Origin of the sequence: Limnospira sp. (genome assembly GCF_051859755.1) — a bacterium.
GTDB classification, from domain to species: domain Bacteria; phylum Cyanobacteriota; class Cyanobacteriia; order Cyanobacteriales; family Microcoleaceae; genus Limnospira; species Limnospira fusiformis.
The window spans coordinates 1-17,304 of record NZ_JBIMLI010000112.1; the positions used below are offsets into that span (position 1 = coordinate 1).

A 17,304-nucleotide genomic window follows, 5' to 3' on the forward strand; every position below is an offset into this window, starting at 1 on the left:
ACTAAAGTCCCCCTGTCGCGTTTCCTCCCCGGTCTAAAGACACGGGGCTTCCACGCTCCCAAGAGGTTTACGTGAACTCCCCCCTGTACAATGGTAGGGGTAGCGATCGCGATCGCTACCCCAGCACTAAAGAAACAATAACAAACAAATGCTAATCGGAAAGTTGAATTTCCGCCCTGACCATGGGTTCCCCAATTACCCGGTTAAGGGTAAATCCGATTTTTTCGCAGATATGCTGCATCACCCGGTTATCAGTGAGGATTTCTGCCATAATGGAAGTGAGTTTTTCCTGGCGACCAATATATAGGAGTTGTTCAAGCAACTGCGTCCCTACCCCTTGACGTTGGAAAGAATCAGCCACCAATAGGGAAAATTCCGCCTCATTGCTACCATACACCTTGCTAAGTCGTCCCAAGCCGATGATTTGTCGTTCGTGGGTTTCGGGATTGGTGTATTCTGCTACCAGAGCCATTTCGCGATCGTAATCGATAAAACAGAGTCGGGACATAGGTTCATGACCTGTCCGGGAACTAAGTTTGATCAGATGAGCATAGCGCAAATAAACGCTTTCCTCCGAAAGACTTTCATGGAATTTAACCGCCATGGGTTCATCTTCAGGACGGATAGGACGGATAGTAATAGGGATTTCCTTCTGAGAAACCCAATAGGTGACATATTGCTGAGGATAGGGTCGGATAGCCGGCTTAGATAATTGGTCTTCTGGGGTGTCTGGGTCATGAAGTACCACCCGCGCATCGAGGGCCACCAGTCGGTCTTCCGAAGCCACCAGAGGGTTAATATCAATTTCCTTAATCCAGGGTTGTTCGACCACTATATGGGAAAACCTGACCATAAGCTGTTCAAGGGCATCCATATCGACAGGAGGCCTTCCCCGCACTCCTAACAGGGCTTTATAGATTTTGGTCTGTTCCATCATCCGCCGCGCCAAAGTGGTGTTAAGGGGCGGTAAAGCCAGGATACGGTCTTTAAATACTTCCACCAGTTGCCCACCCGTACCAAATAGCAACACTGGTCCGAATTGAGGGTCAAGGCTACTGCCGATAATTAATTCATAGCCATCTAATTTAAGCATTTCCTGAACCGTGACACCTTGGAAATGTTCAGGTCCGACCTTTTCCGCTACCGAAGAAGCGATCGCCTCATAAGCCGCCTGTACTTCTTCAGCGCTAGTCAAATTAAGTTTAACCCCACCCACATCAGTTTTGTGGGTAATAGTTTCCGACAACAATTTGAGGGCTACCGGATAGCCAATAGCTTCCGCCGCCGCCAAAGCCTCCTCAACCCTTGAAGCCATGCGAGTATCAACCACCGGGATGCCATAAAGTGCTAGAAGTTCCTTAGACTCAAACTCAGTTAGCAAACTTCGTCCTTGGCTAAGGACCTTATCAATCAGATGTTTAGCCGTTTCCAGTGTCGATAAATTATCCTCAGAAGCTGCGAAAGTCGGTGTTTCATACAAGCCACGCAAATTGTAGGTATAGCGCCACATATAGTTAAACATCCGCACCGCCGTATCAGGATAAGAGAAAGTGGCGATATTGGCTTGATTAAGAATCTTAGCCCCTGCTGCCACTTCTGCGCCACCCATCCAACTAGCCAAAATCGGTTTTTTGTGATCCTGCATTGCCAAAAACTTCAACTGTTCCGCCGTTTGAGTGGGGTCAGTCATAGCTTGGGGAGTCAAAATCACTAACAACCCATCCCCACTAGGGTCTTTCACCGCTATTTCAAAGGCTTTCGCGTAACGTTCCGGGTCTGCATCCCCCAGAATATCAATCGGGTTGCTGTGACTCCATTGGGGCGGTAAAACCTGGTTAAGGGCCTTAGTAGTTTCAGAGGATAGTTGTGCTAGGGTTCCCCCTTCAATCAGTAAAGTATCCGTGGTTAGCACTCCCGGTCCCCCTGCATTAGTTAAAATAGTTAGGCGGGGACCTTTAGGGCGTGGTTGTTTTCCCAGCAATTCCGACAGAGAGAATAAATGGGCGATATGATAGACCCGCAAAACTCCACAGCGCCGAAAAGCTGCATCAAGGACATCATCACTCCCCGCCAAGGCCCCCGTATGGGAGGCTGCGGCTTTGGCTGCGGCTTCTGTGCGTCCGGCTTTAATGACAATAATGGGTTTAGTTAGGGCTACTTCCCGCGCTGCTGATAGGAATGACCGTGCATCTCCTATGGACTCCATATAGATGACAATGCTTTTGGTGTTCGGGTCATTACCCAGGTAGTAAATTAGATCTCCCCATCCCACATCTAACATTGATCCGATGGAGACGAAAGCACTAAAGCCGACATTTTCCTGAAAACTCCAGTCTAAAATGGAGGTACACAAGGCCCCACTTTGACTGATAAAGCCTACACTACCGCGAATAGCCATGGCACTGGCAAAAGTGGCATTTAGTCCGGTGAGGGGGTTCATTAGTCCTAAACAGTTAGGACCAATAATCCGCATCGTGCTTTGGCGGGCATATTCCAGGATTTGTTGTTCTAATTCGACCCCCTTGGGTCCGATTTCTTTAAACCCAGCCGAGAGAATGATTGCGCCTTTGACTCCGGCTTCCACGCATTGCCGCACTATATCGGGGACTGTGGGCGCAGGGGTGATAATAATTGCTAAATCTACTGTCTCTGGGACTTCCCCTATACTGGGATAGGCTTTGATACCTAAAACATTGCTACGTTTGGGGTTGATAGGAAATACTGTACCACCAAAGGGGTTACGAATTAGGTTCCACAGCAAGGTTCGCCCTACACTGTTGGGTTTTTCGGTGGCACCTATGACGGCTACTGTTTGGGGTGAAAATATGGCTTTGAGGGGTTGGTGGTCGTAGCGTAAAACGTCATGGGCTGGATCGGTGGTTCTTGATCTGGTGGCTTGCATAAACCATGCCTCTCTGTTGATGGGAGTTTTGCTCTGGTTGGTTGGTGAGTATATGTTACTATTATAGTTCCCATTCACTCTATTGGGCTAGAGGTATTGATTTTTTCCTGAGTTTGGTAACTTTCACTACTTTGGGATTGTTCAGATACCTGGGGCTGATTTATCAAGGGTGCTTGACCTCGGTTTTTGAGTGGCTGCTCAATTTTTTATCATTTGGGGGTTAATTGTCGGTTAAGTTTAATTTAAATAACAAACTATCAATTCCCTACTCACAACGCTGTCCTCCCTCACTACAGCGGTCTCCCCTCTGGGATAGGGACCCAGAAAGGCGATCGCTTTTGAAGTTGTATTGCTCTTGATTAAATTTGCGGCAATATGCCAGTATTTGCTATGATTATAGATAGGTGATCTAGCGATATAATCGAGTGATTTTAAGGTCGATCGCCACACCATTCGTTGGCAGCGATCGCCTCTGCCATTTGACTCGGATAACTTAGATCAAGGTGTTCCATTAAGGTAATAAATTCTTCTCTACTGCGTTGACTTAATCGAGGATTGCACATTTTTTCTTCGCCAATGGTAGAAACCGTGCGACCCTTATAATCATGGGCAGGATAAACCAAAATATCATCCGATAGGGTAAATAACTTTCGTGTCACAGTATCATAAAGAGTTCCGGCATCTCCTGATTGTAGGTCAGTGCGTCCACAACCACGAATCAATAAGGCATCTCCCGTTAACAAATAACGATGGTTAATTAAATAAGCTAGATGACTATTAGTATGACCAGGAGTAGCGATCGCCTGAATATTTACACTTCCCAAATTGACAATATCACCATCATCTAACTGTCCATCTGCACCTTTAATTCGGTCATTTTTAGGAACTAAAACTTGACAACCTGTTAGCTTTCTCAATTGACCAGCACCAGTAATATGGTCAGCATGCAGATGAGTTTCTAAACAGTAACAAAGATTCAATCTCCAATCATTTATTAATTGTAAATCACGGTCTATTTTTGCCAACACTGTATCTACTAAAACTGCTTGTTTAGTCTCCAGATCAGCAATTAAATAAGTATAAGTGCTTGACTGTTGATCAAATAACTGACGAAATAATAAATTTAATTCACTGCTATGGTTATGATTAGATGTAGATAAAGGCGCTACAGGACGCACCCATAAAGGTAGATCATTTAATATAGTTGTTGCTAATAATTGGGCTTGTTCCCGGATTTCTTTGATAGCTGTAGTTTCCCATAGATCACCTTTCCGGGGAGGTCCAAGGGTATAAAGTAAACTAGAACCTTGACCTTGGGCATCTAATATCACCCCATTAGGTAAAGTATATAGTCCCAAACCCAAAGGGTTAGGACAGATTAATCCTTGGTTTCTTAAATCAGCAATTAAAGACTGTTTTGAGTTTCGATAATCTACTTGTATTCCCGTGCAATTAATCAACTTTTTAACTTGTATGCTTACATGAAAATTGCCTTTATAAATATCTACCAATATTCCACTATCTGTTTGTGTATAATTGCCAATTCTTCCAAATTTAATAATGAGTTTTTTAGCAATAATTAAACTTTCCATAATTTCGCCAATTTCTGAAGCCAAACGATGGCGATGAATATCCCAGTAACGGTTGACATGACGCAGAAATCTTTTTTGTTCAACGGCTGATAATTCTTGCCACAATTCTTGAGTCACCGGACGAAGCGAATCAATGACAGACTGCCAATTATAACCCAATTCCGTGGCTGTTTTAATCTCCGCACGAATAGACTTTAATAAACCCCTAATCGTTTTGGGCGCGGTATTTTTAGTTAAAAAATTCGGGTAGGGTTGGCTAGGCTGATGAGACAAAGGCAATAAACCATGACGGGAAACAGCATAAATTTTACCTTGGTGATGGCGATCGCATAGAGACATCACCATATCCACCATTGTTAATCCTGTACCAATCAATAATACAGAATCATCCACCTCTAGCCCAGTTAACGCATCCTTTGACCAAGCATTGCGTATATAGGATGGGTGAATATTGGAATTACCCTGTAACTTACCTAAAGAAAGAGGAGGAGGAGTGGCTCCATTACCGAGAGCTAAAACTATTTTATCAGCGGCAAAATTATCTTGATTTTTGAGGCAAACAATTGCTCCATTATTTTGAGGATTTATCCCAACAACTTCATCAATAATACGTTCGAGGTTGACATAACTTGAGGCAGTGGATTCAGCTTCTTGTAAAACCGACTGAATATATATTCCATAAACTCTACGCGGAATAAAAAGACTGGAATCAGGTTGATTGGGCAGCCAAGTTTTTAGGGTATGATAATTAAAATTGAGCCAACGGAGGAGATGACTGGAGTCATCAGGAAAAGCACTCATTGTGGATGCCGGAACATTGAGGAAATGGCTATTGCTTGTGGTGCGATAAGCAACTCCTTTGCCAATATCGTTACAATCTATGAGCTTTATTTTCAGGGGTCTTTGAGCATTTTTTAACAGGTGAACAGCCACCATTGTCCCACTAAATCCCGCGCCGACAATAGCCACGGTAAGAGAAGCATCTGAAATCATCCTGACCCCCCTGTTTAAAGCAAATTATTTTCTGATTTAATTTTCCAAAACCAGCATAAAAACCAGGTTTCTATCAAAAAAAGTGACTAATGAAGAAACCTGGGCTCTTTGCTAATTAGCCTAATTGTTTTTGTCGGATTCGTTCCAAAGCATGAACCAGAGCATCTACCTCAGATTTAGTATTATAAAAAGCCAAGGACGGACGCACAGTTGCCTCTAAACCAAACCGTCGCAAAATTGGTTGGGCGCAATGATGACCCGCACGCACCGCGATGCCTTCTTGGTTGAGTGCTTGTCCTACAGCTTCCGCCGAGAAACCATCCAAAACAAAGGAAAGGACAGCAGCTTTTTCTGGGGCAGTACCAATTAAATGCAGACCGGGAATAGTATTTAAACCCGTGGTCGCATATTCGAGCAATTCATGCTCATAACGGGCAATATTTGGTAAACCAATCTGTTGAACATAATCAAGGGCTGTAGCTAATCCCACTGCATCAGCAATATTCCCCGTCCCCGCTTCAAATCGGGCTGGACTATTTTGATAAACAGTGCGCTCGAAAGTGACATCAACAATCATGTTGCCGCCACCCTGCCAGGGGGGACTGGCGTTTAATAGGTCTTCGTGACCATAAACAACGCCAATGCCAGTGGGTCCAAAGATTTTATGACCGGAAAAAACAAACCAGTCGCAACCGAGTTGTTGCACGTCAACAGGAATATGAGAGACGGACTGAGCGCCATCTAATAACACTTTGGCACCAACTTGGTGAGCCTGGGCAATCATTTTTGCCGCCGGTGTAATGGTTCCCAAAGCATTAGAAACTTGGGAAAAAGCTACCAATTTTGTGCGAGGATTGAGCAGTTGTTGATACTCTTCCAACAAAATTTGTCCGCGATCGTCTACGGGTGCAATACGCAACTTGGCTCCGGTCCGAGTTGCTAACTGTTGCCAAGGCACAATATTAGCATGGTGTTCTAAATGACTTAGAACAATCTCATCCCCGGCTTTGATGTTTTGTTCTCCCCAACTTTTCGCCACCAAGTTTATGGCTTCTGTGGTTCCTCGTACAAAGATGATTTCGTTGACGGAGGAGGCATTGATAAAATGACGAACTGTCTCTCTGGCGGCTTCGTAGGCATCTGTTGACCGGGCTGCTAATTCATGGGCGGCGCGGTGAACGTTGGAGTTTTCATGGGAGTAATAATGAACTAGGCGATCGATGACGGCTTGAGGTTTTTGAGTCGTTGCCGCATTATCAAACCAGATCAGGGGTTTACCGTTGACTTTCTCTTGCAAAATGGGAAAATCACGGCGGATAGTTTCGACATCGAAAATATCATGTTTTGTCACCGCCGCCAGAGGCACAAAAAATGGGTCAATCGGTGAATTTTGCCTGTAATTCTGTGGGGAATAATCCTCAACAGTTTTAGGGATGCTCTGATCTGGTTTTTGTCTTTCTACCCCTTGACTTAAATGTTCTAAAAAATAGAAGTTGGGGGTGACAGTTGGGATAGATGGTGTGGGAACCGATGCTAAGGATAGATTCGGAACTGTAGGAGTTGCGGGAGTTGCGATCGCCTGGGGAATTTCTTTGGGAATATGGGATGCACCGGCTCCTACTTCCGCTACGGAATGGGGGGAGTCGGGGCGATCGACACCGGGATCGCTAAAATAGAATTGCGGCTCCCCAACAGATAAGTGAGGTGTGGATACTGGCAGTGATTTCCCATCAAGCAAATTTTGCTTAATATTGGAGACCGGACTACTAATATCCTGAACCGATTGAGGGATATTTAGGGAGTCGGGCAATGGCACATCAATGCCGCTGCGCTTCACTTCTTGAATAAAAGCATTCGCCAGTTGATCGAAGGTGTCCGCTTTAAATAAGGGGTTGATGCCATCTCCCCCCAAATCAGTGACAGAGGGACTAGGGTTGGGTTTCGCCTGCCCTTCTGTCAGGGAATTTTCCGGGTAAAGTTTGGGGGTAGTCATTAGTAGGTGTGATACTGGTTGACATCAACGTTCTGAAGAACGGCAGCCGCATCGTCGGTCAGGACGGCTAAAGAGCAGTACAGGGAGACGAGATAAGAGGCGATCGCTTTGCGGCTAATTCCCATAAAGCGCACGGAAAGTCCGGGTCCCTGTTGACCGGGTAAATTCGGTTGATACAAGCCAACTACCCCTTGACGACTGTCGCCGACCCGCAGCAGTAAAATATTGGTTTTGCCCTCATTATTCACCGCGAGTTTATCGGAAGGAATTAAGGGCACTCCGCGCCAGGTGATGAATTGAGAACCAAATAAAGAAACGGTAGCAGGGGGAACGCCACGGCGGGTGGCTTCGCGACCAAAGGCAGCGATCGCTTTAGGATGAGCCAGGAAAAAGGCGGGTTCTTTCCAAACTTTCGCCAATAACTCATCAAGATCATCTGGAGTAGGAGCCAGACCTCGGGGCTGTACTTTTTGACTGTCAACAATGTTATTGAGCAACCCGTATTCAGGATTATTAATCAGTTCACTTTCTTGACGTTCTTTCAAAATTTCAATCGTCAAGCGCAACTGTTCATGGATCTGATCGTGGGGACTGCTATAAAGGTCAGAAACACGAGTGTGAACATCGATAACCGTATTAACAGCGCTGAGAAAATATTCTCGCGGCTGTTCTTGATAATCCACAAAGGTTTCAGGTAATTCTCGCTCATCTCGTTCTGAGCAAGCCACTTCGACTTGAGAAGGATTTTTGACTTTGTTGAGACGATATATCCCGGCTTCAACAGGTGTCCAGTGCAGCAGACGCACAAACCAACGGGGACTAATTGTGTCTAATTGAGGAACGGTTTTTGTGGCATTAGCCAACTGACGCGCTGCAACATCATTAACGGCTAATTGCAGTTCAGGGTTATTGGTGCTAGTCATCGATTGTAACTCCGATTTATTCAAGGAATGAGGTTAAAATCTATCGCTAAAATCACTGTCGCTTATTTTCCATAAACTGGGTTTCTGCTGTCTGCAGTGATTTATCAGCGGGTTGATAGGCGGGGATATCTTATTCCCTCTTTATAGCTATATGATCTGGCTGGGAATTAGAGAGGCAAGTTAAATGCCTGCCCCTGCATCAAAAATTTCCTCCCGTACTTGAGCTTGGGAGACAAAAGCTCCGGCTGGTACACTACGGGTTAGCCAAACATTGCCGCCTATGGTTGATCCTTGACCTATAGTGACTCGGCCGAGAATTGTTGCCCCGGAATAAATCACTACATCGTCTTCGATAATTGGATGACGGGGATTGCCTTTAATTAAACTGCCAGATTCGTCGCGAGGAAAACTTTTTGCCCCTAAAGTAACGGCTTGATAAATCCTGACGCGATCGCCAATTACAGTGGTTTCACCAATTACTACTCCTGTACCGTGATCGATAAAGAAACTATTGCCAATAGTAGCCCCAGGATGAATATCTATTCCCGTTTCTGAATGACCAATTTCCGCAATAATTCTAGCTAATAAAGGTGAGTCAATACGATACAGTGCATGAGCAATTCGATGATAGGTAATTGCCGTAATTCCCGGATAGCAAAACAGCACCTCGTCTAAATTCTTGGCGGATGGATCGCCATCATAAGCGGCACAAACATCACTTTCTAGCAGGTTTTTTATTTCAGGTAGTTGTTCGGCAAAAGCCTGCACTATTGACCTAGCTTTTTCCCGAATTTTAGATTCTTCTACCTGATTTTCTGAAGCAATCAACGACTGCTCTCGTTGGATTTGATGTTCGAGTAATTGCAGAGATTCATTAAGGGTATGACCTATAAAATAATGGGTAGAAGTTTCTCGGAGATCGGGATTGCCAAAGTGGAAAGGAAATAAAGCCCCCCTGAGTTTATCCACCATCTTAAATAAGATTTTACGGGATGGCAAGGGAACATAATTTCGCTCTTGTGAACAACTCCTAAAAGCCTGCTTGCGAGGCTGGGATAAAGCTGTAATCACTGACTCAATATCCCATGTTTGCTAACGGGGCTATAAGTTAGGGAAATATAGCTATCATTGGTCATGGTTTATTGTCAGCTAATACCGGGGCAAATATTAGGAAATTTAAGGCAAAATTAAACAGCTAAACCTTGCTCGTTAAATACTCCTTGGAAAAGAATAGAACTGAGATAACGTTCACCAGAGTCTGGCAAAATAACCACAATAGTTTTGTCCTGATTCTCTGGTCTATGGGCTAGTCTGACTGCCACTGCTGTCGCTCCTCCGCAGGAAATACCTGATAAAATTCCTTCTTCTTTAGCTAACCGTTGAGCGTAGAAAATTGCTTCTTCATTGGTGACAGTTTCTACGGCATCAACTATTGATAAATCCAGCACTTCTGGGACAAAGCCTGCACCAATGCCCTGGATTTTATGGGGGCCTGATTTTACTGGATCTCCGGCAATGGTTTGGGATATAACTGGGCTGGCTTCCGGTTCTACTGCCACTGATAATATGGCTTTACCTTGAGTGTGTTTAATATATCGGGATACTCCGGTAATTGTTCCGCCTGTACCCACTCCTGAAACCAGAATATCGATCGCTCCTTCGGTTTCTTCCCAGATTTCTGGCCCAGTGGTCTGCTCATGGATCCGGGGATTTGCTGGGTTACGAAACTGTTGCAATAAAACATAGCGATCGGGATTAGAAGCTGCAATTTCCTCAGCTTTTGCTACTGCGCCCACCATGCCTTTTGAGCCTTCGGTTAAAATTAGATTTGCTCCATAAGCCCGCAGCAATTTCCGTCGTTCCAAACTCATCGTTTCAGGCATGGTTAAGGTGAGGGGAATGCCTTTGGCAGCAGCGACAAAGGCTAAGGCAATTCCTGTATTACCACTGGTGGGTTCAACTATTTCTTTACCGGATCCTAATAAGCCTCGTTGTTCTGCATCCCAAATCATCGCCGCACCAATACGGCATTTAACCGAATAGGCTGGATTACGACCTTCAATTTTAGCCAGAACAGTCGCGCTACTATCACCAACTACGCGATTTAAACGGACTAGGGGAGTCCTACCGATGGCGAGACTGTTATCTAAAAACCATTTCACCATATTCAATACTCCTAGTTATATATTTCGGGACTGATGTTGTGCCCGGTCTAATAGGGCGACAACTTGCTTGTCAATCTGTAAATCTAATATACATGAATTTCAAAACATTTGCAATACATTTTTGAATTTTTTTAAATTTTGCGAGCGATCGCTTGTGTAACTACTAGATTCTTTGCTATCAAAGGGTTTCAGCTACTCGCTGCCGAGGGGAGTCAACTTCTGCTCAGGAAAAAATCTCCCTCTCCGAGAATTGGGAGGGGAGGTAGTATCAAAAACTCTTCTTCTTGAAATACAGTGCTTAGATCAAATCTTCAACCCAACTTGAGGTTATACCCATCAAATTTGATAGTACCAAGTGCTGTACTCATCGTTGAGGATAATTCTACTAGAATTTCTATAAATTAATCCTTCCGATTCAAATTGTTTGAGTAAACGAGTAATTGTGACTCGAGTCAATCCGCATAATTCGGCTAAATCTTGATGTGTCAACCTCACATCAATTAAATATCCCTCACTGGTACGATTACCAAAACGCTGAGATAACCAGTTGAGAACATTCAGCAAAATAAACCAAGCGCTGTGATTGGCACGAGCCATCAGTAACGTCTCGGTATTTTGCCAGTAGTTGAAAATTAATTCAGAGGAAGGTTGCCAAGAACTTGTGGGAATTGCTATCACTTTAACTGGGGTTAATGCTTCTATAATATAGGGTGAAGTTCGCGATAAAGGTTTACCCACAATATCATCAACTAACCAAATTCCGGTGCAGACAACTGTATTGTCTTCTGTATAAGCTATACTTCGGACAACTCCTTTTTTAATTAACCAAAAAAACTGACTTTCTTCAGGTAGAAAATCTCGCCGATTAAAAGACCTACTAGCAGCATTTTGTGGAATTTGGCTGATTTCTTGTTGGCTAATTCGGTGTGTTAAATCGCTCATGTTGATGGTCTATCAAGAGATAATGAAAATAATTCTGGGCTATTGAGATTCATCCTAAATATCAGTGATATTTAAGATTCCATAAACTAGGATTATCGCTAGTACCAATAAAGCGGAGCTGAAAACCACAATCCACCCTCCGGTTGGTTCATAGGTTTGACCATCAATTTTTTGTCGTACTAAAAAGTATTGATGTGTAGACATCACGATAGTTAATATTCCTAAACATAAGGACCCTAAACTTAGGAACAAAATCTGATTATTTTTAGCAGAAATATCTGGGATAAGATAACATAGACGAGCTATCAGAAGTCCAATGCCGACTAATCCTAGAGAGGTTCGCACCCAAGCTAGATAGGTGCGCTCATTGGCGAGATGATCCCGGACTCGAGAAGAATTTAAGACCGGGCTTTTTATCTCCTGAGAATGATGAGTTGATTGACGACTAACTAACAGCTTGAAGTGCTTCATCAAAGGCAACAACTTTATCTGAGAAAATGTAGACTTTTTTCTGGATATCCACACCTAGAATATCCCATTCATCCCGGGTTAATTGAGCATTAATCTGAGTGCCATCCCTTAAAGATAAGGCTACCTGTACATCCCATCCTTTATAGACTATCCGTTGAATTACTGCGGGGATAGTTTTATGATTAGCTATATTACTAATGCGGATATCGTGAGGGCGGATAAACACAGGAGAAGGACTATTAAGGCTGTTTTCCGGGAGCATATTAACGGGACCAATGAAACCCATGACAAAGGGAGTTGAAGGGCGATCGTAAATCTCTTGGGGAGTGCCGACCTGTTCAATCATACCCTTATTCATGACTACAATTTCGTCGGCAATTTCCATGGCTTCTTCGCGGTCATGGGTGACAATTAAGGTGGTGACATGAACTTCATCATGGAGGCGGCGCAACCAAGACCTTAAATCTTGCCGCACATTGGCATCTAAAGCGCCAAAGGGTTCATCTAATAATAACACTTTGGGTTCGACTGCTAAAGCGCGGGCGAGGGCTATGCGCTGGCGCTGTCCGCCGGATAGTTGCACGGGATAGCGATCGCCTAATCCTTCTAATTTAATTAAATCTAATAATTGGGCAACTCGCTGGCGAATATAAGACTTAGGACGGCGGGCAATTTCCATCGGAAAAGCGATATTTTGGCGCACGGTCATGTGTTTAAATAGGGCATAATGTTGAAACACAAACCCCACTTGTCTATCTTGAACCTGGGCATTAGTTACATCACCATTTTCTAAATAAATCCTCCCATAGTCTGGCTTTTCCAATCCAGCGATCGCTCTAAGTAAAGTCGATTTACCGGAACCAGACGGCCCCAATAGAGCCACCAGCGACCCGGTTTTAACTGTTAAATTGATGTTGTCTAAAGCTACAAAATTGCCAAAGCATTTTACCAGGTTTTCTACTTGAATAGTCATGGCTAAAATTCCGTTAATAATTGACAGTTGATAATTTGACCTTAACGCAGAGGCCACCAAGATACCTTGTCACGGGTGGCGCTGTAGATTTCTTTGAGTCCTTCGGGGTCACAAACCCGGATGGTGTCGTTAGAGGAATCGTCATTTTGAGGGGGTAGTAAAAGCCCTTGTTTACGCATTCCTTTTAAGACCTGTTCAACGGTGCGGTGGTTAAGTTGGGCGGCGTGAGCGATGATATCAATGGGTAGGTCAAAAACATAAATATCATCGGCTTGGGGTTGATTCAAAAGCGATCGCTCTTGGTAGATGAGTCCCCTTAATAATGCAGCCACCGCTTGGGGGGGATGGGTACTACAGTTAAGTAGGTGATATTGGAATTTTTCCCGCAGTTCAAATAAATAATCGTAGCGATCGCGGAATATCTCATTCTCAGCGTGGAGGGTTTTAATAATGTCTAGGTCAATCTCGATCGCATCAGTGGTTTTGTAAGCCTCCACCAAACTCGGAAAAGACCGCGACACTCGCCCATAGCCTAAAGCCAGATTTCGCATTCCAAAACAACTACCCGGATAGGTGATAGCAATGATTCGGTCTAAAGGTGAACTCCGCAGGATTACCGGACCACCACTGCTGACCACATAAAGAGATGCGATCGACGTATCAGGACGGAAGGCCGTATACACCGAACGACCCGAGTACAGCTTTTGGGGTGTGACTTCTCCCGTGGAGAGTACCTCCGACAGTTCAGCCACATCCAAACCCCGAAACAGATAGTTGTTTTGACTTAGTTCCTCCGCAATCTCCTGGATTGCCCCTGGTTCTGCTGGCTTGGCCATTGCCACTTAATTGTTCTCCACTTTTATAATACACCACCTGTATTTATTTTGCAAGCGTATCGCAAAACATTTATATTTCAGTTACACTTGACATATAATTAAAATGTGCTACGATTGCAATCAAAGCCCAATCAGACTCCCATCTGGGAACCTCAGATTTAAAAAAGATGTAGCCATGAAAGCCAACTTCCCCAGCCGATATCTCAATTCCAAGCCTTGGCGACAGCGCCTTTCCCTGTTTATCGTGGGAATTAGCGCCAGTGGGGTGATTGCTGCCTGTGGCACAACAGGGGATACAGCCCGAGATTCCGTAGATCTGACCCTAGTCTCCTACGCCGTCACCCAAGCCGCCTACGAACAAATCATTCCCCAATTCGCCGAGGAGTGGAAAGCCCAACATGGTCAAGATGTCCGTATTCGCCAAAGCTATGGCGGTTCCGGTTCCCAAGCTAGGGCCGTGATTGATGGTTTAGAGGCTGATATCGTAGCCCTCGCCTTAGCCCTGGATACCCAAGCCATTCAGGAAGCAGGACTAATTGAACCGGGATGGGAAAATGAAGCGCCCAATAATGCGATCATCCACCGTTCCGTCGCGGCCATTATTACCCGCCCTGGGAACCCCAAAAATATCCAAGACTGGCAAGACCTAGCCCGCGATGATATTCAAACCATCACCGCCAACCCCAAAACCTCTGGGGGGGCTCGTTGGAATTTCCTTGTCCTGTGGGGAGCCAAAACCGAAACCGGTCAAACCGAAGCCCAAGCCCTCGACTTTGTGCAACAGGTTTTTAGAAACGTTCCCGTATTACCAAGAAATGCCCGGGAAGCTACCGAAGTTTTCTATCGACAAGGACAAGGGGATGCCTTAATTAACTATGAAAATGAAGTGCTACTGGCTCAACAGCAAGGTCAAACTTTGCCCTATGTAATTCCCCAGACTAATATTTCTATTGATAATCCCATTGCCGTTGTTGATGCCACTGTAGACAGACGCGGAACCCGCGAAGTGGCGGAAGCCTTTGTGCAGTTTCTATATACTCCCCAAGCCCAAAGGGCATTTGCTCAGGCTGGTTTTCGTCCCGTAGACCCCACAATTGAGGCGGAATTTAGCGATCGCTTTATTCCTATCACCAATCTATTTACAGTAGAAGACTTGGGGGGATGGGATGCCGTCCAAAACCAATTTTTTGCTGACGGTGCTATGTTCGATGAAATCCAAGCCCAAATCGGTCGCTAGTTCAAATTCTCACAGCTTATAATCAGGTTGCCCAGCCATTTTAATTGTTCTCCAACTTCCTTGAATTGGCGCAACCATCATGCTCACAACCTTATCAATATCTCTATCATCATTCACCCGGTTTTTACCAAAAATTCCCTGGTATTGGTGGGGAATAGGTGGTTATCTCAGCATCATGCTGTTACTGCCCATTCTTGCCCTAATTTCATTTACCGCCAATCTTACTTGGGCAGAAATATGGCGAATTACTACCCATCCCGTCGCTTTATCTGCCTACCGAGTTACATTTTTTACGGCTATTTATGCCACCTCTATTAATGGTATAGCCGGAGTCGCAGTCGCCTGGGTTTTAGTGCGCTATCGTTTCCCCGGAAAGGAAATAATTGATGGTGCCATAGATTTACCTTTTGCGCTACCCACAGCCGTTGCGGGACTCACCCTTGCTACCGTATACGCTGAAAATGGATGGATAGGAAGTTTATTAGCTCCCCTGGGTATTAAAATTGCTTTTACCCGTCTAGGGGTCGGTTTAGCTATGGTGTTTATTTCTCTTCCTTTTGTCGTGCGAACTGTCCAACCCGTGCTTCAGGAATTGGAACCCGAACTCGAAGAAGTCGCTTGGTGCATGGGTGCTTCCCGTTGGCAAACCTTTCGCCGAGTTATATTACCTCCCTTAATTCCCGCTATTTTAACCGGGGTCGCTTTGGGATTTTCTCGCGCTGTCGGAGAGTATGGTTCCATTGTTATTATTGCTGGTAATATCCCTTTTCAAGATTTGATTGCTCCCGTGCTGATTTTCCAACGTCTCGAACAGTTTGACTATGCCGGTGCTGCCGTTATTGGTACCGTTATGTTACTGGTTTCTTTAGCCTCCTTATTAATCATCAACTGTCTGCAAAGTTGGGGTAATCGCATTAACCAAAGACCGTAAACTTGCGGGCAACTATTTTTTTAATAAGGATGATATATGAAACCCCAAAATATCGGATATTTGCATCCCAAAAAATTAATCCAACCCGCCCAAAACTCTCAAACCCAGGTGAGCAATTTTGAGGTGGCTTTAGTCCTCGCTGTCATTCTGTTTGTCGGGTTAGTCTTATTTGTACCTGCTGCTAATATTTTTGTCGGTGCATTTAGAAACGGCTGGAGTGGTTTTGCCCGTGCTGTGACCTCACCGGAATTTCTGCACGCTGCCAAATTAAGCGTCATGATTGATGCTATTGTAGTACCAGTTAGTGTGATATTTGGAATTGTGACCGCTTTGGCGATCGCTCGTCATCAATTCCCCGGAAGAACACTATTATTAAGTATCATAGACCTCCCCTTTTCCATTTCCCCCGTAGTAGTCGGATTAATGCTAGTATTACTCTACGGACGACAGGGTTGGTTTGGTGCAGCCTTACAGTCTGCTAATATCAGAATATTATTTGCCTTCCCCGGTATGGTTTTAGCCAGCGCTTTTGTCTGTATGCCTTTTGTCGCGCGGGAAGTTCTCCCAGCCTTAGAAGAAATTGGCACAGAACAAGAAGAAGCCGCTAAAACTATGGGAGCCAATGATTGGCAAACCTTCTGGCGGGTGACTTTACCTTCTATTCGCTGGAGTTTATTATATGGCATTCTTCTCACTAATGCCAGGTCTATGGGAGAGTTTGGCGCGGTGGCCGTAGTTTCGGGAAATATTATCGGCAAAACTCAGACTTTGCCCCTATTTGTCGAGGAAATGCACGTTCAATATCAGACTACTGCATCCTATTCTGCCGCCGTAGTTTTGGGAAGTTTGTCCTTTGTAACTTTGGTATTCAAAAAACTGTTGGAGGCGAAAAAGACCAAGTGAGGAAATTCTAGGTGCGATCGTTTTTTTCACTTCAAAAACTGTCAAAACCCTTCTCAATTAGAGTCAGAAGCGTATCTTTTCACCTCAATCTATCCACCAGAAGCTAGTCCTACCTATAATATAATCAAACCACACCACCCCAGGTTGGTGACCAGTCTAATTAACTTCAGGGGTCCTTTGGTTTCGGGGGCGGGTTTATGACGTTGACTGGTGACAAGTCTAATTAACTTCAGGGGTCCTTTGGTTTCGGGGGCGGGTTTATGACGTTGACTGGTGACCAGTCTAATTAACTTCAGGGGTCCTTTGGTTTCGGGGGCGGGTTTATCAGGTTCACTGGTGCTAAGTCTAATTAACTCCAGGGGTCCCTTGGTTTCGGGGGCGGGTTTATCAGGTTCACTGGTGCTAAGTCTAATTAACTCCAGGGGTCCCTTGGTTTCGGGGGC

Annotated in this window: 14 protein-coding genes; 3 read left to right on the plus strand and 11 right to left on the minus strand. The window is 44.7% G+C overall.

What is annotated here, in order from left to right:
- Nucleotides 1-151: 151 nt before the first annotated feature.
- The 10 genes from ACTIE0_RS17370 to ACTIE0_RS17415 form a co-directional block, all read right to left on the minus strand.
- Nucleotides 152-2,902: a bifunctional acetate--CoA ligase family protein/GNAT family N-acetyltransferase gene (locus ACTIE0_RS17370; protein WP_006625607.1), complete on the minus strand. Its 2,751-nt coding sequence runs from the start codon at nt 2,900-2,902 to the stop codon at nt 152-154.
- A 431-nt stretch (nt 2,903-3,333) separates the two neighbouring features.
- Nucleotides 3,334-5,487, minus strand: a complete 2,154-nt coding sequence (locus tag ACTIE0_RS17375; RefSeq protein ID WP_006670575.1) for an FAD/NAD(P)-binding protein — start codon at nt 5,485-5,487, stop codon at nt 3,334-3,336.
- Nucleotides 5,488-5,602: 115 nt separating this feature from the next.
- On the minus strand, nt 5,603-7,480 hold the full coding sequence (locus tag ACTIE0_RS17380) for a family 2A encapsulin nanocompartment cargo protein cysteine desulfurase (protein ID WP_006625604.1): 1,878 nt from the start codon (nt 7,478-7,480) through the stop codon (nt 5,603-5,605).
- Nucleotides 7,480-8,403 (minus strand): family 2A encapsulin nanocompartment shell protein, encoded by a 924-nt coding sequence (locus ACTIE0_RS17385; protein WP_006670576.1) that lies wholly within the window; start codon nt 8,401-8,403, stop codon nt 7,480-7,482. Before ACTIE0_RS17385 ends, ACTIE0_RS17380 begins: the two co-directional genes overlap by 1 nt.
- A 180-nt stretch (nt 8,404-8,583) precedes the next feature.
- Nucleotides 8,584-9,474, minus strand: coding sequence for a serine O-acetyltransferase EpsC (gene epsC / locus ACTIE0_RS17390; RefSeq protein ID WP_006625602.1), 891 nt, complete (start codon nt 9,472-9,474; stop codon nt 8,584-8,586).
- Nucleotides 9,475-9,590: 116 nt separating this feature from the next.
- Nucleotides 9,591-10,568 (minus strand): cysteine synthase A, encoded by a 978-nt coding sequence (gene cysK / locus ACTIE0_RS17395; RefSeq protein ID WP_006670577.1) that lies wholly within the window; start codon nt 10,566-10,568, stop codon nt 9,591-9,593.
- A gap of 336 nt (nt 10,569-10,904) precedes the next feature.
- Entirely contained in the window at nt 10,905-11,510 is a 606-nt protein-coding gene (locus ACTIE0_RS17400) for a Crp/Fnr family transcriptional regulator (protein ID WP_006625600.1), read from the minus strand.
- A 54-nt stretch (nt 11,511-11,564) separates the two neighbouring features.
- Nucleotides 11,565-11,981 carry a YidH family protein gene (locus tag ACTIE0_RS17405; RefSeq protein ID WP_006670578.1) on the minus strand — a complete coding sequence of 139 codons (417 nt, stop codon included), beginning with the start codon at nt 11,979-11,981 and terminating at the stop codon, nt 11,565-11,567.
- The gene (locus ACTIE0_RS17410) at nt 11,956-12,954 is read right to left on the minus strand and encodes a sulfate/molybdate ABC transporter ATP-binding protein (protein WP_006619898.1); all 999 of its coding nucleotides are present in this window, start codon (nt 12,952-12,954) and stop codon (nt 11,956-11,958) included. The genes ACTIE0_RS17405 and ACTIE0_RS17410 overlap by 26 nt, the downstream gene beginning before the upstream one ends.
- 41 nt (nt 12,955-12,995) lie before the next feature.
- Complete coding sequence (locus ACTIE0_RS17415; protein WP_006625597.1) at nt 12,996-13,790, minus strand: Crp/Fnr family transcriptional regulator; 795 nt, start codon at nt 13,788-13,790, stop codon at nt 12,996-12,998.
- 175 nt (nt 13,791-13,965) lie between these two features.
- Here ACTIE0_RS17415 and ACTIE0_RS17420 point away from each other — a divergent pair, with 175 nt between their 5' ends.
- The 3 genes from ACTIE0_RS17420 to cysW all read left to right on the plus strand — a co-directional run bounded on the left by ACTIE0_RS17420 (nt 13,966) and on the right by cysW (nt 16,861).
- The gene (locus tag ACTIE0_RS17420; RefSeq protein ID WP_006670579.1) at nt 13,966-15,027 is read left to right on the plus strand and encodes a sulfate ABC transporter substrate-binding protein; all 1,062 of its coding nucleotides are present in this window, start codon (nt 13,966-13,968) and stop codon (nt 15,025-15,027) included.
- A gap of 79 nt (nt 15,028-15,106) precedes the next feature.
- Entirely contained in the window at nt 15,107-15,958 is an 852-nt protein-coding gene (gene cysT, locus ACTIE0_RS17425) for a sulfate ABC transporter permease subunit CysT (protein ID WP_006625595.1), read from the plus strand.
- A 36-nt stretch (nt 15,959-15,994) separates the two neighbouring features.
- The gene (gene cysW / locus ACTIE0_RS17430) at nt 15,995-16,861 is read left to right on the plus strand and encodes a sulfate ABC transporter permease subunit CysW (RefSeq protein ID WP_006619894.1); all 867 of its coding nucleotides are present in this window, start codon (nt 15,995-15,997) and stop codon (nt 16,859-16,861) included.
- Between the two features lie 113 nt (nt 16,862-16,974).
- Here the strand turns inward: cysW and ACTIE0_RS17435 are convergent.
- On the minus strand, nt 16,975-17,304 hold a 330-nt coding region (locus tag ACTIE0_RS17435; RefSeq protein ID WP_439516944.1), incomplete at its 5' end, for a hypothetical protein.

Coding starts and splice junctions, on each gene's coding strand:
- ACTIE0_RS17375 (WP_006670575.1), bottom strand. CDS start 5,487: ATGATTTCAGATGCTTCTCTTACCGTGGCTATTGTCGGCGCGGGATTT.
- ACTIE0_RS17415 (WP_006625597.1), bottom strand. CDS start 13,790: ATGGCCAAGCCAGCAGAACCAGGGGCAATCCAGGAGATTGCGGAGGAA.
- cysT (WP_006625595.1), top strand. CDS start 15,107: ATGCTCACAACCTTATCAATATCTCTATCATCATTCACCCGGTTTTTA.
- ACTIE0_RS17385 (WP_006670576.1), bottom strand. CDS start 8,403: ATGACTAGCACCAATAACCCTGAACTGCAATTAGCCGTTAATGATGTT.
- ACTIE0_RS17380 (WP_006625604.1), bottom strand. CDS start 7,480: ATGACTACCCCCAAACTTTACCCGGAAAATTCCCTGACAGAAGGGCAG.
- ACTIE0_RS17370 (WP_006625607.1), bottom strand. CDS start 2,902: ATGCAAGCCACCAGATCAAGAACCACCGATCCAGCCCATGACGTTTTA.
- ACTIE0_RS17410 (WP_006619898.1), bottom strand. CDS start 12,954: ATGACTATTCAAGTAGAAAACCTGGTAAAATGCTTTGGCAATTTTGTA.
- ACTIE0_RS17405 (WP_006670578.1), bottom strand. CDS start 11,981: ATGAAGCACTTCAAGCTGTTAGTTAGTCGTCAATCAACTCATCATTCT.
- cysW (WP_006619894.1), top strand. CDS start 15,995: ATGAAACCCCAAAATATCGGATATTTGCATCCCAAAAAATTAATCCAA.
- ACTIE0_RS17400 (WP_006625600.1), bottom strand. CDS start 11,510: ATGAGCGATTTAACACACCGAATTAGCCAACAAGAAATCAGCCAAATT.
- cysK (WP_006670577.1), bottom strand. CDS start 10,568: ATGGTGAAATGGTTTTTAGATAACAGTCTCGCCATCGGTAGGACTCCC.
- ACTIE0_RS17420 (WP_006670579.1), top strand. CDS start 13,966: ATGAAAGCCAACTTCCCCAGCCGATATCTCAATTCCAAGCCTTGGCGA.